This is a genomic window from Lutimonas saemankumensis, assembly GCF_020171465.1.
In the GTDB taxonomy this organism is placed as follows: Bacteria; Bacteroidota; Bacteroidia; order Flavobacteriales; family Flavobacteriaceae; genus Lutimonas; species Lutimonas saemankumensis.
Genome location: NZ_JAIUZR010000004.1, coordinates 356,125 through 381,705, shown reverse-complemented (window position 1 = coordinate 381,705; position 25,581 = coordinate 356,125). Strand labels below are relative to the sequence as shown.

General features: G+C 36.9%; 27 protein-coding genes. 16 read left to right on the top strand and 11 right to left on the bottom strand.

Going from position 1 to position 25,581, the window contains the following annotated elements:
• Nucleotides 1-5: 5 nt before the first annotated feature.
• Both folB and fbp read right to left on the bottom strand, forming a co-directional pair.
• Nucleotides 6-362: a dihydroneopterin aldolase gene (gene folB / locus LCM02_RS09465; protein WP_224928621.1), complete on the bottom strand. Its 357-nt coding sequence runs from the start codon at nucleotides 360-362 to the stop codon at nucleotides 6-8.
• Between the two features lie 101 nt (nucleotides 363-463).
• A complete protein-coding gene (gene fbp / locus LCM02_RS09460) occupies nucleotides 464-1,483 on the bottom strand; it encodes a class 1 fructose-bisphosphatase (RefSeq protein WP_224928617.1) in 1,020 nt (339 codons plus the stop codon).
• A 64-nt stretch (nucleotides 1,484-1,547) separates the two neighbouring features.
• Here fbp and LCM02_RS09455 point away from each other — a divergent pair, with 64 nt between their 5' ends.
• The 3 genes from LCM02_RS09455 to LCM02_RS09445 are packed head-to-tail and all read left to right on the top strand — an operon-like array spanning nucleotide 1,548 to nucleotide 5,122.
• Complete coding sequence (locus LCM02_RS09455) at nucleotides 1,548-2,027, top strand: GNAT family N-acetyltransferase (RefSeq protein ID WP_224928613.1); 480 nt, start codon at nucleotides 1,548-1,550, stop codon at nucleotides 2,025-2,027.
• Nucleotides 2,028-2,053: 26 nt separating this feature from the next.
• Nucleotides 2,054-3,307: an aspartate kinase gene (locus tag LCM02_RS09450; protein WP_224928608.1), complete on the top strand. Its 1,254-nt coding sequence runs from the start codon at nucleotides 2,054-2,056 to the stop codon at nucleotides 3,305-3,307.
• 6 nt (nucleotides 3,308-3,313) lie between these two features.
• Nucleotides 3,314-5,122: a GNAT family N-acyltransferase gene (locus tag LCM02_RS09445; RefSeq protein ID WP_224928605.1), complete on the top strand. Its 1,809-nt coding sequence runs from the start codon at nucleotides 3,314-3,316 to the stop codon at nucleotides 5,120-5,122.
• A 56-nt stretch (nucleotides 5,123-5,178) separates the two neighbouring features.
• Here LCM02_RS09445 and LCM02_RS09440 read toward each other — a convergent pair whose 3' ends face one another.
• Nucleotides 5,179-5,625 carry a TM2 domain-containing protein gene (locus LCM02_RS09440; RefSeq protein ID WP_262902505.1) on the bottom strand — a complete coding sequence of 149 codons (447 nt, stop codon included), beginning with the start codon at nucleotides 5,623-5,625 and terminating at the stop codon, nucleotides 5,179-5,181.
• 110 nt (nucleotides 5,626-5,735) lie between these two features.
• Between LCM02_RS09440 and LCM02_RS09435 the strand changes: the two genes are divergently transcribed.
• Nucleotides 5,736-6,731, top strand: a complete 996-nt coding sequence (locus tag LCM02_RS09435; protein WP_224930202.1) for an NAD(P)H-dependent glycerol-3-phosphate dehydrogenase — start codon at nucleotides 5,736-5,738, stop codon at nucleotides 6,729-6,731.
• A gap of 8 nt (nucleotides 6,732-6,739) precedes the next feature.
• Here LCM02_RS09435 and LCM02_RS09430 read toward each other — a convergent pair whose 3' ends face one another.
• From LCM02_RS09430 to fabD, 8 genes are all read right to left on the bottom strand, one after another.
• The gene (locus LCM02_RS09430) at nucleotides 6,740-8,392 is read right to left on the bottom strand and encodes a glycerol-3-phosphate dehydrogenase/oxidase (protein ID WP_224928602.1); all 1,653 of its coding nucleotides are present in this window, start codon (nucleotides 8,390-8,392) and stop codon (nucleotides 6,740-6,742) included.
• Between the two features lies 1 nt (nucleotide 8,393).
• On the bottom strand, nucleotides 8,394-8,942 hold the full coding sequence (locus tag LCM02_RS09425) for a pyridoxamine 5'-phosphate oxidase family protein (RefSeq protein WP_224928599.1): 549 nt from the start codon (nucleotides 8,940-8,942) through the stop codon (nucleotides 8,394-8,396).
• 6 nt (nucleotides 8,943-8,948) lie between these two features.
• The gene (locus LCM02_RS09420) at nucleotides 8,949-9,344 is read right to left on the bottom strand and encodes a hypothetical protein (RefSeq protein ID WP_224928596.1); all 396 of its coding nucleotides are present in this window, start codon (nucleotides 9,342-9,344) and stop codon (nucleotides 8,949-8,951) included.
• Nucleotides 9,345-9,412: 68 nt separating this feature from the next.
• On the bottom strand, nucleotides 9,413-10,900 hold the full coding sequence (gene glpK / locus LCM02_RS09415; RefSeq protein ID WP_224928593.1) for a glycerol kinase GlpK: 1,488 nt from the start codon (nucleotides 10,898-10,900) through the stop codon (nucleotides 9,413-9,415).
• Nucleotides 10,893-11,705, bottom strand: a complete 813-nt coding sequence (locus tag LCM02_RS09410; protein WP_224928590.1) for an MIP/aquaporin family protein — start codon at nucleotides 11,703-11,705, stop codon at nucleotides 10,893-10,895. The genes glpK and LCM02_RS09410 overlap by 8 nt, the downstream gene beginning before the upstream one ends.
• Before the next feature lie 40 nt (nucleotides 11,706-11,745).
• Nucleotides 11,746-11,931: a hypothetical protein gene (locus LCM02_RS09405; RefSeq protein WP_224928587.1), complete on the bottom strand. Its 186-nt coding sequence runs from the start codon at nucleotides 11,929-11,931 to the stop codon at nucleotides 11,746-11,748.
• Nucleotides 11,932-11,933: 2 nt separating this feature from the next.
• A complete protein-coding gene (locus tag LCM02_RS09400) occupies nucleotides 11,934-12,686 on the bottom strand; it encodes an enoyl-CoA hydratase/isomerase family protein (protein WP_224928584.1) in 753 nt (250 codons plus the stop codon).
• 9 nt (nucleotides 12,687-12,695) lie between these two features.
• Nucleotides 12,696-13,574, bottom strand: coding sequence for an ACP S-malonyltransferase (gene fabD, locus LCM02_RS09395; RefSeq protein WP_224928581.1), 879 nt, complete (start codon nucleotides 13,572-13,574; stop codon nucleotides 12,696-12,698).
• 128 nt (nucleotides 13,575-13,702) lie between these two features.
• On the opposite strand from fabD, the gene LCM02_RS09390 reads away from it, so the two are divergent.
• The 12 genes from LCM02_RS09390 to LCM02_RS09335 all read left to right on the top strand — a co-directional run bounded on the left by LCM02_RS09390 (nucleotide 13,703) and on the right by LCM02_RS09335 (nucleotide 25,549).
• On the top strand, nucleotides 13,703-14,404 hold the full coding sequence (locus LCM02_RS09390; RefSeq protein ID WP_224928577.1) for a queuosine precursor transporter: 702 nt from the start codon (nucleotides 13,703-13,705) through the stop codon (nucleotides 14,402-14,404).
• A 335-nt stretch (nucleotides 14,405-14,739) separates the two neighbouring features.
• A complete protein-coding gene (locus LCM02_RS09385) occupies nucleotides 14,740-15,480 on the top strand; it encodes a LuxR C-terminal-related transcriptional regulator (RefSeq protein WP_224928573.1) in 741 nt (246 codons plus the stop codon).
• A gap of 18 nt (nucleotides 15,481-15,498) precedes the next feature.
• Nucleotides 15,499-16,239, top strand: a complete 741-nt coding sequence (locus LCM02_RS09380; RefSeq protein WP_224928570.1) for a LuxR C-terminal-related transcriptional regulator — start codon at nucleotides 15,499-15,501, stop codon at nucleotides 16,237-16,239.
• Nucleotides 16,240-16,588: 349 nt separating this feature from the next.
• Entirely contained in the window at nucleotides 16,589-17,374 is a 786-nt protein-coding gene (locus tag LCM02_RS09375; RefSeq protein ID WP_224928567.1) for a sugar transferase, read from the top strand.
• 414 nt (nucleotides 17,375-17,788) lie between these two features.
• Entirely contained in the window at nucleotides 17,789-18,196 is a 408-nt protein-coding gene (locus tag LCM02_RS09370; RefSeq protein WP_224928564.1) for a sugar 3,4-ketoisomerase, read from the top strand.
• Complete coding sequence (locus LCM02_RS09365; protein ID WP_224928561.1) at nucleotides 18,186-18,605, top strand: sugar 3,4-ketoisomerase; 420 nt, start codon at nucleotides 18,186-18,188, stop codon at nucleotides 18,603-18,605. Before LCM02_RS09370 ends, LCM02_RS09365 begins: the two co-directional genes overlap by 11 nt.
• A gap of 5 nt (nucleotides 18,606-18,610) precedes the next feature.
• Entirely contained in the window at nucleotides 18,611-19,540 is a 930-nt protein-coding gene (locus LCM02_RS09360; protein WP_224928558.1) for a hypothetical protein, read from the top strand.
• A gap of 18 nt (nucleotides 19,541-19,558) precedes the next feature.
• Nucleotides 19,559-20,479 (top strand): DegT/DnrJ/EryC1/StrS family aminotransferase, encoded by a 921-nt coding sequence (locus LCM02_RS09355; RefSeq protein ID WP_224928555.1) that lies wholly within the window; start codon nucleotides 19,559-19,561, stop codon nucleotides 20,477-20,479.
• A 50-nt stretch (nucleotides 20,480-20,529) separates the two neighbouring features.
• Nucleotides 20,530-21,576, top strand: coding sequence for a DegT/DnrJ/EryC1/StrS family aminotransferase (locus LCM02_RS09350; protein WP_317197457.1), 1,047 nt, complete (start codon nucleotides 20,530-20,532; stop codon nucleotides 21,574-21,576).
• A gap of 42 nt (nucleotides 21,577-21,618) precedes the next feature.
• Nucleotides 21,619-23,076, top strand: coding sequence for an oligosaccharide flippase family protein (locus LCM02_RS09345; protein ID WP_224928549.1), 1,458 nt, complete (start codon nucleotides 21,619-21,621; stop codon nucleotides 23,074-23,076).
• 28 nt (nucleotides 23,077-23,104) lie between these two features.
• A complete protein-coding gene (locus tag LCM02_RS09340) occupies nucleotides 23,105-24,040 on the top strand; it encodes a glycosyltransferase family 2 protein (protein WP_224928545.1) in 936 nt (311 codons plus the stop codon).
• A 3-nt stretch (nucleotides 24,041-24,043) separates the two neighbouring features.
• Nucleotides 24,044-25,549 carry an MATE family efflux transporter gene (locus LCM02_RS09335; RefSeq protein WP_224928541.1) on the top strand — a complete coding sequence of 502 codons (1,506 nt, stop codon included), beginning with the start codon at nucleotides 24,044-24,046 and terminating at the stop codon, nucleotides 25,547-25,549.
• Nucleotides 25,550-25,581 lie beyond the last annotated feature (32 nt).

Sequence of the window (25,581 nt, the reverse complement as noted above, 5' to 3'; positions counted from 1 at the left end):
CAATCTCAACGCTTTCTCTCCATGATTATTGATACCATTTCTACGTTACCTCCAATGGGAGGGTTGAGCTTGGACACCTTAATTTTGGCTTTTTTTACCAAAGGAATCTCGAGTAAGATACGATCAAGAATAAGGCTGGCAACTGTTTCAAGTAATTTTGTCCGCACTGCCATTTCTTCTTTTACAATCGTGTTAAGATGAACATAATCAACAGTATCTGCAAGTTGATCTGATTTTGATGAGGGTTGCAGGTTTGCCTTTACAGAAAGGTCTATTCTGTAATCTGAGCCAATTTTACCTTCTTCCACCAAACATCCATGGTAGGCATACACTCTGATATTACTAACTTTGATCGTCCCCAAAATGCAGAAATTTTTGCAAATATACTTATTCCATATTCATGGGGGCCATATTTAATTAAAAAGCAGAAGGTCAGGTTTAAGAATCAATGCATAAATAACGATTAATAGTTGCCATTCTCGGGATATTTAGCCATAAACTCCTCAACTTTGTCGACCATTTTTTTACTTCCCACGAAAATAGGTACACGCTGATGCAGTTCAGAGGGCTTGATTTCCAGAATTCTTTTGTAGCCATCTGTCGCTTTCCCTCCTGCCTGTTCTGCAAGAAATGCGATAGGGTTACACTCGTAGAGTAATCTCAGTTTACCCTGAGGCGATTTGGAACTCGTAGGATACATATAGATACCTCCCTTGATCATATTACGATGGAAGTCCGAGACCAGGGATCCGATGTACCTGGCTGAATAGGGCCTGTTTCCTTTTTCCTCCTGACAATATTTCAGATAATCCTTTACGCCTTGTGGGAAATGGACATAATAACCTTCGTTAATGGAATAGATACTTCCATCTTCAGGAAATTTCATATTGGGATGAGACAGGTAATAAGTTCCCATGGCAGGATTCAGTGTAAAGCCGTTAACACCACATCCCGTTGTATAAACAAGCATGGTAGAAGTACCGTATACAACGTATCCGGCTGCTACCTGTAAATTACCAGGCTGAAGAAAATCTTCCTTGGTTACCGGGGTTCCAATAGGAGTCACCCTTCTGTAGATAGAAAATATGGTTCCCACCGATACGTTAACATCAATATTCGAAGATCCATCTAGAGGGTCAATGAGCACTACGTATTTATTATCATGTGATCTGTTTTTTCCTTCTATGACTACAAAATCATCTTCTTCCTCGCTGGCAATACCGCAAATAATTTCACGATTGATGAGTGTTTTCATAAAAACATCGTTGGCATATACATCCAGTTTCTGCTGATCCTCTCCCTGGATGTTAGTATCACCCGCGGCCCCAAGAATATCTACAAGGCCGGCTTTGTTAACTTCGTGGTTAACAACCTTACTCGCAAGTTTTATAGAGCTAAGCAATCTCGAAAGTTCGCCCGATGAATATTGAAAATCATTCTGATTATCAATGATATACTCTCCAAGGGTTTTAGTCTTATGCATTTTATCTTGGTTTAGGGGGTTACTATACAAATATGGTTATTTTTGTATACTTTAAAACGAAAATATGGAGATATTATTGAGGGAGGGAAAAAAATCTGATATGCCCGCTGTTCTGGAACTTATAAAAGAGCTGGCAACTTTTGAGAAAGAGAGTGAAGCTGTTGAAGTCAGTGTGGAAGAACTGCAAAGAGATGGTTTTGGACCAAATCCTTCTTTTAGAGTTTTTATAGCAGAAATACAAGGGAAGGTAGTTGGCATGGCACTATTTTATGAACGTTATTCAACCTGGAAGGGACGGTCACTCCACCTTGAAGACCTGATCGTAAATGAAGCCTACAGAGGGAAGGGAGTTGGAAAAGCATTATATGCAAAAGTAATGGAGTATGCGCATTTAAGAAACTTTAAAAGAGTTTCCTGGGAGGTACTGGACTGGAACAAGGTTGCCATAGATTTTTATAGATCCACAGGTGCGCATATAGTCGATGGATGGCAGGTTGTACATATGAATGAAGTATCTCTGAACAAATTTGTAAGTAATGCCTGAATCAGATTCAGGATCAAAATATATCAATGGAAATATTCAAATTTGGGGGGGCATCGGTAAAAGACGCTCTTGGTGTACGCAATTTTAAAAGGGTTCTTGAGAAACTTGAAGCGAAGGACCTTGTCATTGTCATTTCAGCGATGGGAAAGATGACGAACGCCTTTGAAGGCCTTGTACAGTCCTTTGTGAATAAGGACAAAACCGTTGAGGAGCACCTGAAAAGGATACGAAATTTTCATCTGGATATTATTGACGAACTTGATTTTGATCAGAAGGGTTCCATTTTTGAAATTGTTGAAGGGATATTTTCAGATTTGTCAAATTTTCTTATCAGGAATAATTCTACGGATTACGATTATATTTACGATCAGATTGTAAGCAAAGGAGAGATGCTTTCAACTCGCATATGCAGTGCCTATCTGAACCAAAGTGGAATAAACAACAAATGGCTGGATGTCAGAAAATGTATAAAGACCAACAGTGATTTCAGAAGGGCAAGAGTGGATTGGGATACCACTGAAAGAGCTATTAAAAACGAAATACAGGGTAAGGAGATAGTAATCACACAGGGTTTTATAGGAAGCGATAATTACGGCCGAACAACCACTTTAGGAAGAGAAGGTTCTGATTACACAGCGGGAATTTTTGCCTATTGTTTAGAGGCGGAATCGGTTTCTATTTTTAAAGATGTTCCCGGTGTTCTGAATGCAGACCCCAGAGAATTCAATGATACCACCTTAATTGAACAGATATCCTACAAAGAAGCCATTGAAATGGCTTTTTACGGGGCCTCCGTTATTCATCCCAAAACCCTGCAGCCCTTGCAGAGAAAATCAATTCCTTTAAGGGTCAGGTCCTTTCTCGATACGAAAGCGAAAGGAACATTTGTAGGCAGTGAATTGGATATTGTACCCAAAACCTCATGCTATATTGTCAAGAAAAATCAAATATTGGTATCAATTTCGGATAAAGAATTCCATTTTGTTATGGAGAATGATATCAGTGAAATTTTTAGACTTTTGCACGAATTGAAATTAAAAGTAAATTTAATACAGAATTCAGCCTTGAGTTTTTCCTTATGCATTGAGGATAATTTTAATAATTTTGAAAGGCTGCTTCAAAATTTGAAACCAGGTTATAAGGTGAAGTATAATAAGAACCTTGTTTTGTATACGGTCAGGCATTTTGATGAAAAGGCAGTAGATGAACTTGAAAAAGGGAAAGATCTTTTGTTGAAACAACGGAGCAGGGAAACCGTTCAATTAATAGTTAAAGCTTAGAGACGAATGAGTCTGGTCAATTCCAAAGAAATAGCAACAGTTTTGAAGCTTGACAGGTTCGGGTGGATAGGGACAATATTTGGATGGATGATATTGAAAACCTTGAGGATTTCCAAGTTGAACCGGATTTATGCACGTCACAGGGAAAAGCAGGATATTGAGTTTCTTGATGGAATTTTAAAAGATTTTAAAATCGATTTTGAAATTCCGGAAGATGATCTGGCCAGGATTCCCAGGGAAGGTGCTTTTATCACGGTATCCAATCATCCCCTTGGTGGAATAGACGGCATTTTACTTTTAAAATTGTTGGTTGACAAAAGGCCCGATTATAAGATCATAGCAAATTTTCTGTTACACCGAATCGTTCCATTGCAGAAATACGTGATGCCTGTAAATCCCTTTGAAGATCATAAAGATGCAAAATCAAGTGTTGCGGGAATCAAGAACGCTCTGTTGCATATAAACAAAGGATTTCCTTTGGGAATATTTCCGGCTGGCGAGGTGTCAACCTTTAAAGATGGAAAGCTCGTAGTGGACAAGCCCTGGGAAGAAGGAGCCATTAAGATTATAAAAAAGGCGAATGTTCCTGTTATCCCTATATATTTTCATGCGAAAAACAGTAAATTATTTTACTTTCTATCGAGTTTGAGCGATACAATGCGCACGGCTAAACTGCCTTCTGAACTCCTTACACAAAAGAACAGGGTGATCAAGGTAAGAATTGGAAAACCTATCACTGTTAAGGAGCAGAATGATTTTAAAACACTGGATGATTTTCATCTTTACCTGAGGAGAAAGACCTATATGCTGGCGAATCCTTTTGAAAAACAGTCTTCCTATATCAATTCAAAGAATTTTAAAATACCCAAGCCGGCCAAGACCATTATTGACGCCATTGACACTTCTCTTATCGAGAAGGAATTGAAGGTTTTGGATCAAAATGACTCTTTGTTGTTCACGAGTAAAATCTACAGGGTCTATCTTGCCGACAGTGTGGATATCCCAAATATCCTGAAGGAAATTGGAAGACTTCGCGAAATTACGTTTAGAGAGGTTGGTGAAGGAACCAACAAAGCCCTTGATCTAGATCAGTTTGATGGTTTTTATAAACACTTGTTTTTGTGGGATGCCAATGAGAAACAGCTGGTGGGAGCATACAGAATGGGACTCGGGCAAGAGATTTTCAAGCAGCGTGGAATTGAGGGGTTTTACGTCAATGAACTGTTTAAGATTGAAACGGAGCTCTTTGATATGATGGAGGCCACCATTGAGATGGGAAGGGCTTTTATTATCAAATCCTACCAGCAGAGGCCGATGCCTTTATTTTTATTGTGGAAAGGGATTGTTCATGTAACATTGAGATACCCTGAGCATAAATATCTGATGGGAGGAGTGAGTATTAGTAACAAGTTTTCCAATTTTTCAAAATCCCTGATGATCGAATTTATGAAGTCTCATTACTACGACCCTTTCATCGCTCAATATGTTCATCCAAAACAGGCATATAAAGTCAAACTGAACGTGGCCGATAAGGATTTTGTTTTTGATTCGGCCAAAGCTGATATGAACAAATTTGACAAGATCATAGACGAACTTGAACCAGGAGATTTGCGGCTTCCTGTCCTGATGAAAAAATATGTCAAACAAAACGCAAGACTGATCGCTTTTAATGTGGATCCAAAATTCAATAATGCGGTCGACGGGTTGATGTATATTCGGATCGCTGATATACCGGATAGCACGGTAAAACCTGTAATGGAAGAGTTTCAGGCCGAGCTGGAACGAAAGTTAAACAACGAGAAAGAGGTTCGCTGAATTTCTCAGGGTCCTTTTTGAGTTCAATTTTGCTGACTAATCCCTGAGTGCCTTGTTCAGAACCAGGGTTTTCTTCCTACCTGATACGTCTGGTAGAATTCCTCATCCGATTTGGTGAGGTATACAATACCTTCAATAAGCCCAACAAGAGCCACAAGTCCGGCGAGAAATCCCAGGCTAAGCATACTGATGACAAGCATTATTAATCCTTCTTTCTGATAGCCCAGAATGAATTTATGAATACCAAGGGCCCCGAAAATAATGGCCACGATACCTGCCACGATCCTTTTGCTTTCATTTTCCGTACTTATTTGTTGATAAGCTTCCCTTGCGCTTTCAGAGAATTCTGAAGCGGTACTTTTCACTTCCTCCTGAAAATCCTGGGTGTTTTCATCGATTTCCTTGGCTATTTTACCCGCTTTTTCCTTTATTTTTTTGGCACTTTCCCCGATCTCTTTTTTCAGATCTTTGATAGGATCTTTTTTGTTATCTGATGTATCCATTGCCTTTATTTTTTGAAGTGGATTCTCTCAAATTTAAAGATTTTAATAATCAATTCCTATTCTTTGAGGTTCTTTAAATTTTACTACTTTTGGAGGATAAGGGACAATTTATGCAAAGCAAAGAAAAAGTGGCAGTTATCGGTGGGGGAAGCTGGGCAACGGCAATCGTGAAGATGTTATGCGAGAACATTTCAGAAGTGGGCTGGTATATGCGAAGCCATTATATCATTGAACATATTAAAAGGAACAAGCACAATCCGAATTATTTAAGTTCAGCCTATTTTGATCCTGAAAAATTGCACTTTTCGGAAGATATAAATGAGATTATAGCCTATGCTGATTATTTAATCTTTGCCGTTCCATCAGCTTTTCTGCAGTCAGAGCTGGACAAGATCAAGGTCCCGCTAAAGGATAAAATCATATTCTCGGCCATTAAAGGTATTGTTCCGGAATCAGGCCTTATTGTAGGGGAACATTTTCATAATGTCTTGGGTGTGCCTTTTGAAAATATCGGGGTCATTACCGGCCCATGCCATGCTGAAGAGGTGGCAATGGAAAGACTTTCTTATCTCACCATTGCCTGTCAGGATGAGAACAAAGCGGAAATTCTGGCTGGTAAACTGAACAGTCGTTATATCAACACGAAAATTTCAGATGATATCATAGGAACAGAATATGCTGCCATGCTCAAGAATATTTTTGCCATTGCTGCCGGAATAGCCCATGGCCTTGGCTACGGGGATAATTTTCAGGCTGTACTGATGTCAAATGCGGTCAGGGAAATGAAACGTTTTATCAAAAAAATCCATAAGATGAAACGCAACATCAATAATTCCGCATACTTGGGAGATTTACTGGTAACAGGGTATTCCACCTTCAGCCGGAACAGAATGTTCGGAAATATGATTGGGAAAGGTTATACGGTAAAATCAGCTATGTTTGAAATGAGCATGGTTGCCGAGGGATACTATGCCACCAAAAGTGCGTATAAGCTGAATAAAAAGAACAAGGCAGAAACTCCCATTATCGATACAGTTTATAGAATCCTGTACGAAAACAAGGATGCAAAAAAGGAATTTAGCAAGCTCACCGATATTCTCAATTGATTTCGGTTTTAGGTAAAGATTTTGCTCTTTTGAATGGCTTTTTCAAGAATTTCTTTTTCCTTTTGACAGGTATTTTCATCCCAATTAAAAGTTTCGGAAAATAGGTTCAGAACCGGTACCACAAGCAAATTTAGGTCTATGGGGTCAAAGTAGAGTTTGCCCGATCTTCTCTCTAAAAAATCAAGGGGTTTTACAATCATTTCATGGTCCATACAGTATTGGAGTTCGGCAATTCCCAATCTGATCAAGGTGTTTTTTTCGTCTGATCCTTTAAAGCGATGGAAGATCAGTTCGGTTTGTTTGCCATAGCGGTGAACCAGCGATTTAACGGACTTTTTTGACACATTATACTTTTTCCATAAAGGAAATATTTCTTTGACGTAAGCCTTTACCTCCTGGTAATCTGTAAATGAATTTTCGGTCAGTTTCAGGTTTTCGGTTTGTACCGATCTCAAATTTACGTTATAGTCATTTTGCGCTCTTTTACTGACTACATCAACAACGCGTTCTGCCATTTTCCGGTAGCCGGTGAGTTTGCCACCGGCAATTGAAATTAAACCGGAATCGGATTCAAAGATCTCATCTTTCCGTGATAATTCACTTGCTGATTTCCCTTCCTTCCAGATCAGTGGCCGCAGCCCTGCCCAACTAGATATGACATCCTCAAGTGTTAATTCAATTTCGGGGAACATGTTATTTACCGCTTCAACCAGGTAAATCGCATCCTCATTTTTTACGTCCACTGCTTCCGGTTCCTTTTCGAATTTAGTATCCGTGGTTCCCACATAGGTAACTCCGTGCCTTGGTATAGCAAAGATCATCCTTCCATCAGGTACATCAAAATAAATAGATTGTTTAACAGGTAGCTTTTCATGAGGGAATACCAGATGTACTCCTTTGGTCAGCTGAAGCCGTTTTGACGGGTTCGCCTGAGGGTCCATAGACTCGCGGAGGTCATCCACCCACGGTCCTGTTGCATTTACTACATAACTGGCATTTAATTGATATTCTTTTTTAAGAAATTTGTCATAAACCAAGGCGCCTTTGACATGGTCGTGATGATAAATAAGTGACTTAACTTCTGCATAATTGATAGCTATTGCACCTTCCCGAACAGCAGTTTTTAAGACCTCAATGGTCAGTCTGGCGTCATCGGTTCGATATTCCGCATAATAGCCAGCTCCTTCAAGAATTTGATCAGGCAAAAGAGGTTCAAGCTTAAGAGTGGTTTCTTTATCCAGCATTTTTCGCTTGTCATCTCCTTCAACATTGGCAAGCAGATCATAGATTTTTAAACCTATGGAGGTGAGAAAAGAGCCATAGGTCCCGTTCTCAATTATAGGTAGTATCATTTTATCCGGTACCACCAGATGAGGGGCCAAATTATGAAGAATTGCCCTTTCCGATCCTACTTCATGCACCAGAAACAGGTCGAATTGTTTTAAATACCTAAGCCCCCCGTGAATTAACTTTGTCGATTTTGAGCTTGTACCGGAAGAGAAGTCATTTTGCTCCACAAGGGCTACTTTTAAACCCCTTGATACAGCGTCCAAAGCAATTCCTGCTCCGGTGATGCCACCACCAATCACAAGCAGGTCGAAGGATTCATTTTTCAACTTTTCATGGAATTCAAGACGGTATTTATTCGAGAAAGCGGGCATGTTAATAACCCTCCTCAATCCGGGTAGGGATCCCGTCTATACTGGTTTCATTTTTATCTTTCCAATATTGACGGATACCCTCTTCACCCTTTTTTTCGGCCCATTCATCGAGTTCGAGACGTTCTCCTTTAAAATCGAAGTAGGGAATGGACATGCCGCAGGAGGTCTGTACCATTTCAATATCTATACTAATTATTTGTCGGGTTCCGGCGAGTTTCGGGAACAGGTCAATGCTTTTGGACCAGTCTTTATGATTGGGATGGATTACGGTTCCCTTCCCATAGAGCCTTAGGATATTCGGGGCACCTTCAAAGGAACAGAACATAATCGTTATGCGACCATTCTCGTTGAGGTGAGCCGCGGTTTCATTCCCGCTTCCGGTAAGGTTGAGCCAGAGGACTTTCTTTTCGTTGAGAACCCTAAAGCTGTCCATGCCTTTGGGAGACAGATTGATTCGGCTTTCTTCAGTGGCTGTGGCGACAAAGAAAATTTTCTGTTTACTGATAAATTTCTGAATACGTTTGCTGATATGATCGGATTGATTTGCCATACTATTTTATTTAATGAGGACTCCCCTTTTATTGAGAATATCAATATGTCTGAGAGCACCTTCTTTTAAGCTGTTTTTCTTTAAAACGAACTCTTTTTCGAACATGCGGTTGTTTTCGAAAAAAGTAACTTTAAAATGATTGTCAAGCGATAAAACATCTTCAAGCATTAATTCTACTTTGGCAGCTGATTGTGCAGGTAGTTTTTCTATCTTATGCCTCATGACCGAGGTTTCCCTGTTTTTGTCTGTTCCTTTGGAGACGATCAGAACCATTTCCAGATCAACGTTTTTTTTATTGATCAGATAAACGTATTGATCATTTGATTTAAAAGCTTCATTATATTCCTGGCTCACTGCCATAAACACATTTTCAACTTTTGGAATTTCTATGTCTTTTTTCATTGATAATTTTGTTTGAAGCATTTCTTACGGCTTCCTTTTACCTTTTTCGGTTTCTTATTCCTGCTGCGTTACTCTTCCCAGTCCATGGAACGAGAGACAGCTTTTTTCCAGGTGGCGTAGAGTTTTTTTCTTTTAACGGCATCCATTTCGGGTTGAAACTCTTTTTGTATTTTTCTGTTTTTTAAAATATCTTCTTTTTTCCAAAGGCCTACTCCTATACCTGAGAGATAAGCTGCACCCAGGGCCGTGGATTCAATGATCTCGGCACGTTCCACCGGGGTATCCAGTATGTCAGCCTGAAACTGCATCAGATAATTGTTGGCACAGGCTCCACCATCAACCTTAAGGGAGGCAAGTCTTACACCGGAATCCTCTTCCATCGATACGATCAGATCTTTACTTCGGTATGCCAAAGACTCCAGTGTTGCTTTGATCAGGTGGTTCTTTCCGGTATCTCTTGTCAGTCCGAATATGGAACCTCTTGCATCCATATCCCAGTAGGGTGCACCTAATCCGGCAAAGGCCGGAACCACATACACTGAACTGTCTTCTTTTACTTGTGTTGCGAAATATTCAGAATCTTTAGCGTTGTCTATCAATTGTAACCCGTCCCTGAGCCATTGAATTGCCGCCCCGGCGATAAAGACACTTCCTTCAAGGGCATAATCGATTTTGCCATCAAGGCCCCAGGCTATGGTTGTCAGTAAGCCATGTTCTGAAAATTTTGGTTTTGAACCTGTATTCATCAGGAGAAAACAACCGGTTCCATAGGTGTTTTTGATCTCACCTTTTTCAAAACATGCCTGGCCAAAGAGCGCGGCCTGCTGGTCCCCGGCAATTCCCGTAACGGGTATTTTATGATTGTCGAATTCAAAGTTCCCGTAGTGATGATTTGAAGACCTGACTTCAGGAAGCATCGAGGCAGGGATTTCGAAATTATTGAGTAAGTGTAGGTCCCAATCCAGTTTTACAATGTTATAAAGCATAGTTCGGGAGGCATTGGAATAATCTGTGGCATGCACTTTGCCCTTTGTCAGGTTCCATAAAAGCCAGGTGTCAACGGTTCCAAAAAGAAGTTCATTTTTTTCAGCCATTATCCGTGCCTTTGGAACATTGTCAAGGATCCATTTTACTTTTGTCGCGGAGAAGTAGGAGTCAATTACGAGGCCCGTATTTTCCTGAATATAGGAGTTTAGGGTTTCGTCTTTTTTAAGTTGCTTGCAGTACTTGCTTGTACGGACATCCTGCCAAACAATGGCATTGTATACCGGTTCTCCGGTCTTTTTGTTCCAAACAACAGTAGTTTCCCTCTGGTTCGTGATTCCAATACTCAATATATCCTCAAAATCGATGTTGTTATCTCGAATCACCTTATGCATGGTTTCAAGTTGAGACTGATAGATTTCAACAGCATTTTGTTCAACCCATCCGTGTTTGGGATAAATCTGTTCTGTTTCTCTTTGAGAAATGCCACAGATCTTCCCCTTGTCATCAAACAATACTGTGCGGGAACTTGTCGTTCCCTGGTCCAGGGCGAGTATGTATTTTTTAGCCATTCCTCTGTTTTTTTTGAGTTTGGATATTATTGACCACTGCGGCGATGAGGATTCCGGCTACAAGAGCCATCACAATACCGTATTGGATCTGAAAATCATTCTTATAGAATAACTGATAGCAGGAGGCCCCTAAAAAACTCCCAACGATCGGCCCAAGAATTGGTACGAAGGCGTAATTCCAGTCAGAGCTTCCCTTTCCACTGATGGGTAATAGAAAATGTGCCAGTCTCGGACCAAAATCCCTCGCCGGATTAATAGCAAATCCTGTTGTTCCTCCCAAAGCAAAACCGATGACCATAATCAATGCCCCAACGACCAATGGATTCAGCCCTTCGGTGAAATTGGTTGTTCCAATAAAGAGCAGGCTAAATATGAGAACCGCTGTACCTATGATCTCACTTATCAGATTATGCAGGTAAGATCTGATGGCCGGAATGGTTGCAAATGAGCCTAATTTAGAAACCGGATCATCTGTTTTGGACCACAAGGGGATATAAAAGATCCATACGATGGTTGCCCCCGTAAAGGCTCCTCCAATTTGTGAAAGCATATAACCCGGAACTTTTTCCCAGGGAAATTCACCAACGAAGGCAAAACCAAGTGTAACGGCAGGGTTGATATGGGCCCCGCTGATACTTCCGACTCCGTAAATGGCAAAAGTTACTGCGAGCCCCCAGCTTATTACAATGGTGTTCCAGCCGGAACCAAAAGACTTGGAGTCTTTTAAAATAACACCGGCTACAACTCCACCTCCAATAAGGATAAGAAAAAAAGTGCCTAAAAATTCAGCTAAGTACTCTGACATAAAGATTGTAATTGTTGATACGACAAATTACGAATTTTTATTAATCCAGATCTTTTCTGTTTTTGAATTTGTAAAATAGAATATAAGCGATGATAACAAGGACCACAAACGGAAGGTAGGTTCCAATAGCAACTCCAATTTCATAACCCCTGTCCGGGGCATTTTTTATTTTTTCTTCAATATCAACCTGAAGCAATAGCAAAATGAGAAGAAGGAGTTTCATCATGATTAAGGTTTAAATTTACTGAGCGCCTTTTTTGTGAATTCTGAAAGAACCAGTTTTCCGCTGATCTCTGCCCTTTCGATCAAGAGCTTATCCCAGTGTTCTGTTCCCTGCCAAAAAATCTTTTTCATTTCTATAAGTGCTTCGGGATTGTATTGAGAAAGCTGATGAACCAGAATATCTATTCCTTCATCCATATCCCTTATGTTTTCAAAAACCCTGTTGAATAAACCGTATTTTTGCGCCCAATAGGCTGTTTTCCAACTTTTTGCATCAAGGCTAAGGTCGCTGAAAGCAAAGACCCCCATCTTTCTTTCAATGGCCGGAGCAATAACGAAAGGTCCTATTCCAATGCTCAGTTCAGACAACTTAATATCCGAGGCCTCTGTAGCAAAACAGTAATCGCAGGCTGCGAGGATGCCAACCCCTCCGCCAACAGCTTTCCCTTGTGCCCGGCCGACAATTAATTTGGAACATTTGCGCATGGCATTGATCAGGTTGGCAAATCCGGAAAAAAAGATTTTCCCTTTTGCTTCATTGTCAATTTGCAAAAGCTCGTCAAAAGAGGCTCCGGCACAAAAGGCTTTATCTCCTTCACTTTGAAGTAAAATAACCTTAACCTTATCGTCAGTGTTCAGCCGATCAAAGGTGTCGATCAATTTTTGTAAAAGTTCTGACGGAAACGAATTGCTTTTGGGATGGGAAAAGGTTACTGTTGCAATAAAATGGTCTATATGGGTGAAGATTGATCCTGCCATGGCGATGGATTAACTCATACCACTTGTGGCAACACCTCTATCAATTTTACGCATAAGCCCCTGTAGTACTTTTCCAGGACCTAATTCGATAAATTCAGTTCCTCCATCAGCTATCATTTGCTGTATGGTCTGTGTCCATCGGACGGGTGCTGTCAACTGTGCGATCAGATTCTTTTTGATATCTGCGGCGTTATTTACGGCTGAGGCTGAAACATTTTGATAAATCGGACATATGGGTTCTTTAAAGCTTGTATTTTCAATAGCTGAGGCAAGTTGTTCACGTGCAGGCTCCATTAACGGAGAGTGAAAAGCTCCTCCGACAGGCAAAACCAAAGCTCTTCTGGCTCCTTTTTCTGAAAGGGTTTTGCAAGCCTTATCAATAGCCTCGATCTCTCCTGAGATCACCAACTGTCCGGGGCAATTATAGTTTGCTGCCACTACAATACCTTCTGTTCCGGCGCACACATCTTCTACAACTTTATCGTCAAGTCCCAGAACGGCAGCCATGGTTGAAGGTTGTAATTCACATGCTTTTTGCATAGCCTGAGCCCTTTGAGAAACCAGTTTTAGTGCACTGTCAAAAGAAAGCGTACCATTGGCAACCAATGCAGAAAACTCACCTAAAGAGTGTCCTGCCACCATTTCCGGTTTAAAATCATTACCCAGGGTTTTAGCAAGAATAACTGAATGTAAAAAAATGGCAGGCTGAGTGACCTTGGTTTGTTTTAAATCATCGGCAGTTCCCTCAAACATAATATCTGTTATAGAGAACCCTAGGATTTCGTTTGCCTGGTTAAATAGTTCCTTGGCTTCTGAGGAACTTTCAAAAAGATCGAGCCCCATTCCTGAAAATTGAGCTCCCTGTCCTGGAAAAATATATGCTTTCATATTATTATACGTAACTTATTATAAAGGTTAATCGAACGATACAAAAGTAATTAAATGATTTTTATCCTAATCATACTCTTATTGAAATTCAGCCATCATAATTGTCTGCTTTTTCCTATTTTCGTTTTATGAGTGAAAAATCCTTATCCGGCCAAGAGAAAAACCTTGCCTTTAATATCTATTTGATCCTCGCCTCGATATTTATAGCTTCCCTGGTTGTTTCCAATCTGATTTTTCAGAAGTTTTTTTCCTTTGATTTTCTCGGGCTATATAATTTTGAAATATCCGTAGGGATACTTCCGTACCCAATTACTTTTCTGGTTACCGATCTCATTTCGGAAATTTACGGGAAGAAGAATGCAAATAAAGTTGTGATCACGGGTATTTTTGCATCAGCTTTCTCACTGATTATTATCATGTTGTCGGATGCTGCCCCTGCCACGGAATGGTCTCCGGTGGGGAATGAGGTATTTCATACTGTATTTGGATTATCTGCTTTAGCGGTATTTGCATCTGCAATGGCTTACCTGGTTGCACAGTTTGTTGATATTAGAATTTATCACTTCTGGAAGGTAAAGACAAAGGGGCGCCATTTGTGGCTGAGAAATAATTTTTCGACCATCACATCTCAGTTTTTGGATACTTTTTCCGTATTGTTTTTGCTTTGCTCTTTTGGTGTAATCGAATGGGACTTATTTGGTGTATTACTCTTAAATGGCTTCCTTTTTAAACTTTTAGTAGCCTTGTTCGATACCCCTATTCTTTACATCTTCGTGTATTGGTTCAGAGCCCATTTCGGACTCAAGGCTCATGAGGAGATCAGGCTGTAGTTGAAAAGTTCTAAATTAACTTACATTCAATGAAAGATACCTTCTTAAAGGTATTGTCATTATTATTTTACAAGGATACCTTGTACTTAACAATTTTCCACTTGAGTGGGCAGGTTAAGGAATTCTGTATGGCGGCAATGGCCCGGTTATTTATGATTTCCGGACATTATCTTTACTTTTGTCCCTGTCTCATGGTTCTCGGCAATGAAATGAATAATAGCAGGTGTTGAGCAAAAAATATACCCTCATGAGGGTATAGGAAGCGCTAAAGTATTTTAGTAATTTGTCGCGCATCAAAATAAATCAGATCGAAGGAAGTTTTTCCGTTTCATATTATGTCCTCAATTCACAAAAGTTTATCAAGTTTACTGGCAGAAATTGAAAATTCATTCGAAAAACAAGGGATTTCTATTGATCCGAATGAAAGAAATCACGGGCTTCCTTTGAATAACATGGAGTGTGTCTATTTATTTGATTTCTCGTTAAACAAAATAATTTTTCATCAGGGCTTTGATAAAGTATTTGGATATCAGGAAAAGGAAATGACCCTGGAGGATATTTTTGATAAATATCACCCAGAAGATAAACCTTACATTCAATCTATTGTAAGGTCGGTTGTTAGTCAGTTGATTAAAATTACGGTACCTGAATTTCTGAATGTTTTAAATATGTCCTATAGGTTTAGGAAGGCAAATGGGCAATATGCAAACATTTTGAGTAATACTATCGTTTATAAAACAAATGATCAGGACAGATTAGAACAGGTTTTGATCAAATACACCGATATTTCCTTTACCACGGATTCCGAAGCGGTGGAATGGAAAATAGATGAGACATTTCTAAATGAAAAAGAAGTTAATGAACAGGTATATGGAGACAAAATAATTTTTACGGATCGAGAATTACAGGTGATTGATAAAATGTTTAAAGGTCTTTCAAATGATGAAATTTCCTCGGATTTTTACATCAGCAAACATACAGTTGCCACTCACCGAAAAAATATTTTTCTAAAATCAAATTGCAATGATATTAAAGAACTCAGGGTTTTTTGTAAAAAAAATGGGATCAAACATTGAGAGGTTAGCTAATAAGACATGAAATTAGATCAAGAGGATATTCATAAGTTTCTGAAAAGATTTTCAGCAAATCTAAGGGCCGCGGACATTAACGGAGAAGCGTTTGATGATATTGAGCTTAGACTCCTCAGTCAGACAGAATGCTTGTATATCATTGATTTTAGATTAAATGAGATGACTTTCAAAAAAGGCTTTTTATCTTTTTTGGGCTATCAGGATAAAAATTTAAATCTTGAAAGCTATCTAAGGAAAATCCACCCGGATGACATGGAGATGGTTAGCAAAATCGGTAAGGCGACAATACTTCATACCAGCGTAAATCCCGGAGAAAATGAAAATAATGTACTTTATATTTCCTTTAGAATTCAGAAAAAAAGCGGTGAGTACGTTAAGGTTCTAAGTCAGTCCTCTGTATATGAAACAGATTCAGATGGGAATATGATTTCCTCTTTGGTAAAGGTCAGTGATATCTCTTTTATGGAAGACAATGATCTGGTCAAATTCAATTTTGTTGCCCAAAACCTTGATGAAGAGGGTTTTAATAAATCTGTTTACGGGGAAAATTATAGTTTGTTTACCTCAAGAGAACTTGATATCATATCAGAAATAGAAAAAGGATCCACAAACCTTGAGATTGCTTCAAATCTTGGTATCAGCAAGCACACGGTTGCTTCGCATAGAAAAAAGATCATGAAAAAAAGCGGCAGTCATTCTGCCGAAGAGTTGCTGTATTTTTGCAGGAAGAACGGGATTGTATAAATCTGTTTAAACGGGAGGATAGGAATCCCTTCCTGAGGCTACAAGTAAAATGGATAGCTGAACTTAACTCAATGAAAATCATGCCTTTGCTATAAAAAAAATGAAATTAAGTAAAAAAAATCATAGTTTTTCAGATTTTATTTATACATTTGCCTTAATTGCTGTGATGAGGAAAAAATTTCAATCAAATTTTTGACCTTGTTTGAGCATGTTTGAATACTAAGGTATTCGATTGAACTTTTTAATCCCCTCGCTATGAAAGAATATTACTTTATTGTTCTTGCATTTAAATGCAATCCTCGTATCAAATTTCACAACTCGTTTTTAGTTAATTCTCAAGTATTATAAGATGGAAGTATTAACCCAAGACTTAGTTGAACGTGAAATTTTTAAGGGTAGTATGAATATTGTGAAAGAACCACATAATCATAACCAAGTTTCGGATTCTTACATTTTTATCAAGACCCAGAATCAGGATAAGATCAGAGAAGAGGCGATTGAAAGAATGATAAAAGCACAGAATGAGTATTTAAAGAACTCATATTGGAAGTTTCCCAAAAGATTTTTTGATATTATTGTTTCGTGTTTTGTTGTAATTTTTGTCCTTTCATGGCTGGTACCATTGCTTTTTATTGCCATCAAGTTGGAATCGAAAGGCCCATTCATTTTTAAACAGAAAAGAAATGGAGAGCATATGAAACCTTTTGTATGTTACAAATTCAGATCCATGAGACTTAATGATGAATCCAACACAAAACCAACTTCTAAAGAGGATGAGAGAATAACAAGAATGGGATATTTTATGAGAAGGTACAGTATTGATGAGCTACCTCAATTTTTAAATGTTTTAAAAGGTGAAATGAGTGTTGTAGGACCCCGACCGCATATGATATCCGAGACGAATAGATATAACGAAATTTCAAATGTTTTTTACCTGCGTCACAGGGTAAGGCCGGGGATTACGGGTCTCGCTCAGATCAACAAATGCAGGGGAGAAATTTCTTGTATTTCAGATCTAAATCAGAGAATAAGGTATGACCTTTCATACATCAGAAACGCATCATTTCTTTATGATTTCAAACTTGTTGTGAACACAATTTTTCATGTCTTTTATCCAGATGAAAAGGCAAGATAGAACTACTTTTAAGGCATATTAAAGTTAACAATAACATTTTCCCTAATTTTTTTGAAATGCTATAAGTTGTTTATGATCTGACAATACCGGGTTTTATCAACTGTTGACTCCAAATCTATATTTAGATTTCTTTTTTTTTAGTTCGTAGAATCTATTTTGGTAATTTTAATTATCAATGAAGATTCCTCTGAAAAATGGGCATCAAACCCTATGGCTACAAATGAAATTGATTACATATCTGTTTTTGGTAAAATTTACAACTATTTTTTTCGTTTATAGGGTAGAAAAAGAGAATGTTGTTGTATTTTCTCATCCAATTAATTGATTGAGAGTCATCGGTTTCGATGGGTCTGATAGAGGCGAAGCAGTGTCAAAATTTAACTCTAAGCATATTTCAATATAGATTACAACCTAATGAAAAAACCAAAAATTATTCAATTACCAAAAATATTAGATCCTAGAGGAAACTTGAGTTTTTTTGAAAACAACAGTCAGATTCCTTTTGAAATATCTAGTACATATTGGGTCTACGATGTACCGGGAGGAGAGATTAGAGGAAGTCATGCCTTCAAAGTAAATGAAGTATTTATTGTTGCTTTATCAGGAAGTTTTGACGTCATTCTGAATGATGGTAATAAAGAGTCAAAATTTAACTTAAATAGATCTTATTACGGACTGTATATACCAAACTTATTCTGGAGAAGATTAGAAAACTTTTCTACAAACTCCTTGGCATTGCATGTTACGTCTCATATATATAACGCTAATGACTATATTAGAGATTTTGATAAATACTTAACTTATAAAAACAATGTTCACTAATTCAACTGTCTTTGATTGTTCCGTTATAGATTTATCAATTGTACACTCCAATAGAGGAAATACAACGGTAGCGGAGAATGGTAGAGGAATACCATTTGATATCAGAAGAGTTTATTATCTATATGATATCCCGGGTGGAGAAGTAAGAGGCGGCCATGCCCATTTTGAGTTAGAGCAGTTGGTGGTTGCCGCAAGTGGTAGTTTTGACGTTGTATTGGATGATGGCCGTTTCAAAAAGAGAGTTTCATTAAACAGGCCTCATTTAGCCCTACATATAGTTCCTGGACTATGGAGAGAATTAGAGAATTTTTCTTCCGGCTCCATTTCAATGGTTCTGGCTTCAGATAAATATGATGAAAAGGACTACATAAGAGATTATGATAAATTTATTAATTATAAATCACTTTAGAACCAATGCTCCTTGAAGTAAATCAAAAAGAGTTCGAAAGTCGTTTTTCCAGTGCCCCACATCCATTTCTGGAAAGTGTATTCCTAGAATTAAATAAGCAAAAAGTTGAAAGATTGGTCTATTTATTACCGGATAATAAGAGTAAAATTCAATTGGGCATGATCGCAGGTATAAAGGACGATAGAATTTTATCTCCTTTTTCGGCACCTTTCGGAGGATTGCATTTTAGACATAATAGTGTGTTGAGTAGTCAATTTGATCATTTTGTAAATGAAATAAAACTTTATATTGAAAAAAATAATTTAAGAGGATTTAAGTTAACTCTTCCTCCAGATATTTATCATCAATCGATAAATTCTAAAATGGTCAATTCATTGGTAAGAGCTGATTTCAAAATGAAAACCCCTGAAATAACTTGTTCCGTAGATTTAAAAAGTTGGAATAGTGATTTCACTGATGCAAATACCAGAAGAAACTACCGAAAAGCGGTTAAATATGATCTTAAGTTTCGCCAAGTTGAAGATTTGGTCCAAAAAGAAGTTGTGTACAATTTGATTCTCGAAAACAGAAAGAGCAGATCAAGACCTTTACATATGAAGTTTTCTGATATTTTGATGACAAATGAAATTTGGCCAATTGATTACTTTCAGGTGCTCGATGGGAGCAATATTGTGGTGGCATCAGCCATTATTTATAGAGCTCATAAGAAAATTGTTTATGCAACATTTTTAGGAGATACAAAATTAGGCAGATCTTTAAAGTCAATGACTTTTCTAATTTTTAATCTTTGGAACCATTATAAATCATTGGAATTTGAAACAATTGATTGGGGAATATCAACCGAATTGGGTGAGCCTAATGAAGGCCTGCTTAGATTCAAAGAGTGTCATGAGGGCATATCCTCCTTACGATATTCTTTTGAATTTGAATTTTAGCGTTTAGATAATTAAGAGATGTCAAAATCAAATCTTTCAAATTCAAGTACTTGGAAATATCGAATGGGACCTTTTAGGGCATTAGATATTGACTTTAATAATAGGCTTCAATTAGATAGAAGTATTAATAAATATTTTAAAGATAGATTTAATCACGGAAATTATTCTTTTCAATTAAGTGGAAGAAATGCTTTGGGCTTGGCTCTGAGTCATTATGATTTAAAGGAAGAGGATGAAGTTGCAATTTTAACTCCAACAAACAATTTTTACATAAGTGGATGTGTTACTAGGGAAATAGAAAAATTTTGTCAGTGGAAAAGAGTTATAAGTGAAAAAACGAAAATTATCTTAGTTATCCATGAATTTGGAGTTCCATATGAAAATCTGGAAAATTTAACTAAAATGGAAATTCCCATAATTGAAGATTGTGCTTATTCTTTTTTTTCAAGCGACAGGAAAGGGCGAATAGGCAAGATTGGAGAATTTGTAATTTATAGTTTTCCAAAAATGTTTCCCATAGAATTTGGTGGGTTATTGATCTCTAACTTAAAATCCAAATTAAAAAATAATTATTTAAATAAAGACAAACTAGAATATGTCCAAAAAGTATTATCCTACTATATTCAATTTCACGATCTAATTATAAATAGAAGGAAAGAAATATACATAAAAATGGGTTCTAAGGTTAAAGATTTTGGTTTTCATCCAAGATTCATGATGACTCCTGGTATGGTACCGGGTGTTTTTATGTTTACGGTTAAAGATGAAAGACTTGATCTGGATTCAATGAAGAGGTTTGTTCAACAACATGGAATTGAGTGTAGTGTTTTTTATGGTGAAAGGGCTTTTTTCATTCCTCTACATCAAAATTTAAATGATGAAGATCTCGATTATTTTGCTTTTGTTCTTCAAAAATTTATTCAAAAAACCGAAATATGATAAAATTTTTGGATTTGCATAAAATTAATGCACGCGATAACACTAAAATTATGGAGGCTATTAAAAGGGTGGTAGACTCTGGGTGGTATTTACGAGGAGAAGAGGTATTGAATTTCGAAGATGAATTCGCCAGATATTGCGGGGTAAAAAGATGCATTGGAGTCGCCAATGGATTAGATGCCTTGCGATTAATTTTTAAGGCGTATTTGGTTTTAGGCAAGTTAGAGGAGGGAGATGAAGTTATTGTGCCGGCCAATACTTTTATTGCATCTATACTAGGAATCACTGAAAACAAATTGAAACCTATTTTGGTGGAACCCGATTTATTCACCTACAACCTTGATGATTCATTGATCGAAAAATCTATCGGACCAAAAACTAAAGCAATTCTAATCGTACATTTATATGGTCAGAATGCTATGACGGCAAAGTTAAAGGATATTGCAAAAAAATATGACTTACTTATAGTGGAAGATAGCGCTCAAGCGCATGGATCGAAATACGAAAATAAAAAAGCCGGAAACCTTGGTGATGCATCAGGTTTTAGTTTTTATCCAGGTAAAAATCTGGGAGCTCTGGGAGATGCCGGTGCGGTAACAACAAATGATATGATTTTAGCTGAAACCATTAGGTCTTTGGCAAATTATGGTTCTAAGGAGAAATATAGATTTGATTTTCAAGGAATAAATTCGAGAATGGATGAAATTCAAGCAGCCATTTTGAGAGTAAAGCTTAAAAGGATAGATAAAGACATTGAAAGAAGAAGGAATATTGCAAGAATTTATTTAAATGATATGAAAAATGAACATCTCGTGCTCCCTCAATGTCTTCAGCATGATGGCCATGTTTGGCATTTGTTCGTGATTAGGTCAAGAAACAGGGGCGCTTTTCAAGAATATTTGAAAAATGAAGGAATTGAAAGCATGATACATTATCCGGTTCCACCCCACCACCAAAAAGCTTTTCCAACTTTAAACAAACTTAATTTTCCTATAACGGAAAAAATTCATCAAGAAGTTCTCAGTCTTCCAATGAGTCCTGTATTGCATAATACGGAAATAATTAGAATTGTTGAAGCCGTCAATAAATGGAATTGAATAAATAGATTGTCACATCAAAAATCTTCATATAGACAAATCATGAAAGCCACATCCCTTTTCGGTGGTGTTCAGGTATTTCAAATTCTAATAAGTATTATCAGATCTAAATTCGTGGCAATTTTAATCGGCCCTAAGGGGATGGGGATCTTAGAATTATTAAGATCAACGGTTGAAATAATTAGTAGGTTAACTAATATGGGACTTGGGATTAGTGCAATAAAAAATATTGCATCAGCCAATTCAACAGGGGATCAAAAGAAAATATCGACTACCGTTACGGTTTTTCGAAAAATAGTATGGGTGACTGGCTTGCTTGGATCCGTAATAACATTTTTTCTGGCACCTTGGCTAAGTAAATTTGCATTTGGGAGCAATAGTTTTACGATTGCCTTTCAATGGTTGTCATTAACCCTTTTAATGAATCAATTATTTAGTGGTCAGATCGTAGTTTTACAGGGTTTGAGAAGGCTTCAATATTTGGCAAAGGCAAATCTAACAGGAAGCTTTATTGGATTAATTATAACTGTTCCAATGTATTACATTTGGGGTATCGACGCTATTGTACCAGTTTTGATTACGTCTTCGGCTGTTTCTTTGATATCATCTTTTTATTACGCTCGTAAGATTCCGATTGAGTCTGTAAGTGTTACGAAAAATGAAATCTATAAGGAGGGAAAGTCAATGATAAGTATGGGTGTTGTTTTGAGTTTAAGTGGTGTTTTAACGATTATTGAGGCCTATTTAGTTAGGATTTATATTAGTTCGGTAGGTGACGTAATTGATGTTGGACTTTTTTCTGCTGGTTTTGCTATAATTGGAACATATACAGGAATGATTTTAAATTCAATGGCTACCGATTATTACCCCAGACTTTCTGAGGTTATCGATGATAATACTAATATGAAGGATACAGTAAATAAACAGGCAGAAATTGCTGTTTTACTATTGGCCCCATTATTGACCATTTTTCTTATTTTCATAGATTGGGGAATAATATTGCTGTATTCCTATAAATTTTTACCTATATCCGAAATGATACATTGGGCTGCTTTAGGAATTTTTTTTAAATCTGGAAGTTGGTCAATGGGTTTTATATTTCTTGCCAAAGGAGATAAAAAATGGTTTTTTTGGGGTTCCTTAATAAAGGTGGTTTATTTTTTCATATTAAATATCCTGGGATATAAGTATATGGGCTTGACTGGTTTAGGCATTTCTTTTTTCCTGGCTTACTTATTAGGTTTTATTCAAAATTTACTGATAACAAACTTTCTATATAAGTTTAGTTTCACAAAAGATTATTTCCGGATATTTTTTATTCTATTTTTAATAGCAATCTCTGGTTTTTTCATTTATATTAATTTTGAGAGTCATGTTATGTATTTTTTGGGTTCGCTACTGATTATTTCCTCATCGGTTTTTTCATATTATGAACTAAACAAAAGGTTGGATATTCAAGGTATTTTGATGCAACTAAAAAGTAAATTAAAAAAATATTAATCTTTAACTTTCCTGCTTCTATTCAAGAATGACTTACGATAATTTTAAAGAACCGCTTGCTTCAGTTATAGTAATTACTTACAATTCAGAAAAATATGTACTAGAAACTCTTGAGAGTACAAAAAATCAGACCTATAAAAATATAGAATTGATCATCAGTGATGATTGTTCTTCGGATCGAACTATTGACATCTGCGAAAGTTGGCTGAAGAAAAACAAAAGTCATTTTAGAAATTCCATGATATTGAAAAGTTCTGAAAACCTGGGAACTGTCAAAAACATGAATAAGGGATACCAATTTGCTTCAGCAGATTGGTTGAAATTTATTGCCGGGGATGACATTTTATTGAACAATTGTATCGAGGATTTAGTATTTTATTGCAAAACCCATCCATCTTGTGAAATATTATTTGGTAAGGTGAATATTCTGTCGGGCAAAAACATTTTTCCCTATCAGAACCTTGAAATTTCAACAGCAACTGAAAATGATCAGAAAAAGCTTGTATATCACGGTTCAGGATTACCGGCCCCAGGGTGTATGTTGAGCAAGAAAATTCTAGACAGATTTAATGGTTTTGACGAATCTTATTTTCTAATGGAAGATGTTCCTTTTTGGATCAAGGTTGTGAACGAAGGTATAAAAATTCATTTTTCTGAAGACACTGTTGTGAATTACAGGAGGCATGGTTCGAACGTTCATACTATAAATAAAAATGAATTTTATATTAATAAATCCTATTTCAGGGATGCTGAGAAATTAATAAAGAGAGAAATATTACCTTATTTGTTGGAACATCGGGATTATTTTATGGCTCTTCATTATTATAATTATTTATTGATCTCACAGTTGGTTTTATTTTTTGGAAACAGGAATAATTTTTTGTCCAAAATGTTGAATTTATTTATCCTCAGAACAACTGTGCTTCGGATAAGAAACAAAGTAATGACCCTAATATCATCTTAAATTATGAAAGCCAGGCGCGTAGCAAAAAACACAGGTTTTCTATATGCAAGAATGGGTATAACTGTATTCATTTCTCTTTATGTTACGCGACTTGTTTTAGCTGCATTAGGTACGGAAGACTTCGGTATTTATAATGTTGTTGCGGGAATGATAGCAATGTTGGTTTTTTTGAACAGTGCCATGACTTCAGCTTCTCTTCGTTTTATGTCATTTGCTCATGGGGAAGAAAACGAAGAAAAGCAAAAAAAAGTCTTTAATGTTAGTGTCATATTACATCTTATCATCGGATTTATAATTGTTGTATTCATTGAGCTAATTGGATTTTTTTTGTTCCGAAATATTTTACAAATTCCTGATAGTAGAGAGTATGCTGCAAAAATGATATTTCATTTTATGGTAGTAAGTACATTTTTTTCTATTATATCCGTTCCTTACGATGCCGTAATCAATGCTCGGGAGAACATGCTGTTTGTGGCAATTTTAGGAGTTTTTGAATCAATATTAAAGTTGGGAATTGCATTTTATATAACCTACACAGTACACGATAAGTTGATCATTTATGGAATGTTAATGGCGACATTGTCCTTATTGTTTTTGGCTGTAAAAAGGGTATACAGTCATCGTCGGTATAGAGAAGTAACCATAAATTTTCAGTTGTACTTCGACAAACCTTTGTTTCGAGAAATGACCAGTTTCGCGGGATGGTCATTTTTAGGAGTATCTACAAGCATGGTAGCTAATTATGGACAGGGAATAGTTTTAAACAGTTTTTTTGGACCTGTAGTGAATGCATCACAAGGTATTGCGAATCAAATAAGTGGCCAACTTGGCGTTTTTTCTACCACCATGTTAAAGGCATTAAAGCCTGTAATTGCGAAAAGCGAAGGTTCCGGGAACAGAAGTTTGATGCTTAATGCCTCTTTGATGGGAAGTAAGGTTTCCTATTTTTTATTACTCTTTGTATATGTTCCTGTTTTTCTTGAGATGCCTTTTCTTTTTGATCTATGGTTAGAAAGTGTTCCAGTTTATGCCATAGTATTTTGTAGATTATTACTAATTAGAAATTTGATAGAGCAATTATTCATTCCTCTATACTCATCAATAGAGGCAGTTGGGAAAATCAGAAAATTTCATATTTCATCGTCAATTCTGAATACTTTACCGCTTGTTATAGCAGTTGTATTGTTTTCATTAAATTTACCGCCACCAACCATTTACTTGGTTTTTATAGGCTATTCAATCCTGTATGCTATTATTATTCTTTACTATGCTAAGGTAAATTGCAGTTTATCAATCAGTTTATTTTTCAAACAGGTAGTTCTTCGATGCTTTATTGTTACAATTGGAGTCTATTCTATTGGAATAATACCCAGTGTATTGATGAACAATGAATTAATCAGAGTTGTTTTTACTTTGTTGTTCAGTTTTATGGCGTTTCTGGTTTTAGTTTGGTGGCTGGGTTTGACTAAAGAAGAGAATACGGTAATCAAAAGTTTAGTAAGAAAATAAAATGTTACCGGTGAAACGTTGAGAATGGCAAT

Coding starts and splice junctions, on each gene's coding strand:
- LCM02_RS09430 (WP_224928602.1), bottom strand. CDS start 8,392: ATGCCCGCTTTCTCGAATAAATACCGTCTTGAATTCCATGAAAAGTTG.
- LCM02_RS09345 (WP_224928549.1), top strand. CDS start 21,619: ATGAAAGCCACATCCCTTTTCGGTGGTGTTCAGGTATTTCAAATTCTA.
- fbp (WP_224928617.1), bottom strand. CDS start 1,483: ATGCATAAGACTAAAACCCTTGGAGAGTATATCATTGATAATCAGAAT.
- LCM02_RS09370 (WP_224928564.1), top strand. CDS start 17,789: ATGAAAAAACCAAAAATTATTCAATTACCAAAAATATTAGATCCTAGA.
- LCM02_RS09450 (WP_224928608.1), top strand. CDS start 2,054: ATGGAAATATTCAAATTTGGGGGGGCATCGGTAAAAGACGCTCTTGGT.
- LCM02_RS09385 (WP_224928573.1), top strand. CDS start 14,740: ATGTCCTCAATTCACAAAAGTTTATCAAGTTTACTGGCAGAAATTGAA.
- LCM02_RS09455 (WP_224928613.1), top strand. CDS start 1,548: ATGGAGATATTATTGAGGGAGGGAAAAAAATCTGATATGCCCGCTGTT.
- LCM02_RS09420 (WP_224928596.1), bottom strand. CDS start 9,344: ATGAAAAAAGACATAGAAATTCCAAAAGTTGAAAATGTGTTTATGGCA.
- glpK (WP_224928593.1), bottom strand. CDS start 10,900: ATGGCTAAAAAATACATACTCGCCCTGGACCAGGGAACGACAAGTTCC.
- LCM02_RS09400 (WP_224928584.1), bottom strand. CDS start 12,686: ATGGCAGGATCAATCTTCACCCATATAGACCATTTTATTGCAACAGTA.
- LCM02_RS09445 (WP_224928605.1), top strand. CDS start 3,314: ATGAGTCTGGTCAATTCCAAAGAAATAGCAACAGTTTTGAAGCTTGAC.
- LCM02_RS09340 (WP_224928545.1), top strand. CDS start 23,105: ATGACTTACGATAATTTTAAAGAACCGCTTGCTTCAGTTATAGTAATT.
- LCM02_RS09360 (WP_224928558.1), top strand. CDS start 18,611: ATGCTCCTTGAAGTAAATCAAAAAGAGTTCGAAAGTCGTTTTTCCAGT.
- LCM02_RS09365 (WP_224928561.1), top strand. CDS start 18,186: ATGTTCACTAATTCAACTGTCTTTGATTGTTCCGTTATAGATTTATCA.
- LCM02_RS09350 (WP_317197457.1), top strand. CDS start 20,530: ATGGAGGCTATTAAAAGGGTGGTAGACTCTGGGTGGTATTTACGAGGA.
- LCM02_RS09435 (WP_224930202.1), top strand. CDS start 5,736: ATGCAAAGCAAAGAAAAAGTGGCAGTTATCGGTGGGGGAAGCTGGGCA.
- fabD (WP_224928581.1), bottom strand. CDS start 13,574: ATGAAAGCATATATTTTTCCAGGACAGGGAGCTCAATTTTCAGGAATG.
- LCM02_RS09425 (WP_224928599.1), bottom strand. CDS start 8,942: ATGGCAAATCAATCCGATCATATCAGCAAACGTATTCAGAAATTTATC.
- LCM02_RS09440 (WP_262902505.1), bottom strand. CDS start 5,625: ATGGATACATCAGATAACAAAAAAGATCCTATCAAAGATCTGAAAAAA.
- LCM02_RS09375 (WP_224928567.1), top strand. CDS start 16,589: ATGGAAGTATTAACCCAAGACTTAGTTGAACGTGAAATTTTTAAGGGT.
- LCM02_RS09335 (WP_224928541.1), top strand. CDS start 24,044: ATGAAAGCCAGGCGCGTAGCAAAAAACACAGGTTTTCTATATGCAAGA.
- LCM02_RS09410 (WP_224928590.1), bottom strand. CDS start 11,705: ATGTCAGAGTACTTAGCTGAATTTTTAGGCACTTTTTTTCTTATCCTT.
- LCM02_RS09390 (WP_224928577.1), top strand. CDS start 13,703: ATGAGTGAAAAATCCTTATCCGGCCAAGAGAAAAACCTTGCCTTTAAT.
- LCM02_RS09355 (WP_224928555.1), top strand. CDS start 19,559: ATGTCAAAATCAAATCTTTCAAATTCAAGTACTTGGAAATATCGAATG.
- LCM02_RS09380 (WP_224928570.1), top strand. CDS start 15,499: ATGAAATTAGATCAAGAGGATATTCATAAGTTTCTGAAAAGATTTTCA.
- LCM02_RS09405 (WP_224928587.1), bottom strand. CDS start 11,931: ATGATGAAACTCCTTCTTCTCATTTTGCTATTGCTTCAGGTTGATATT.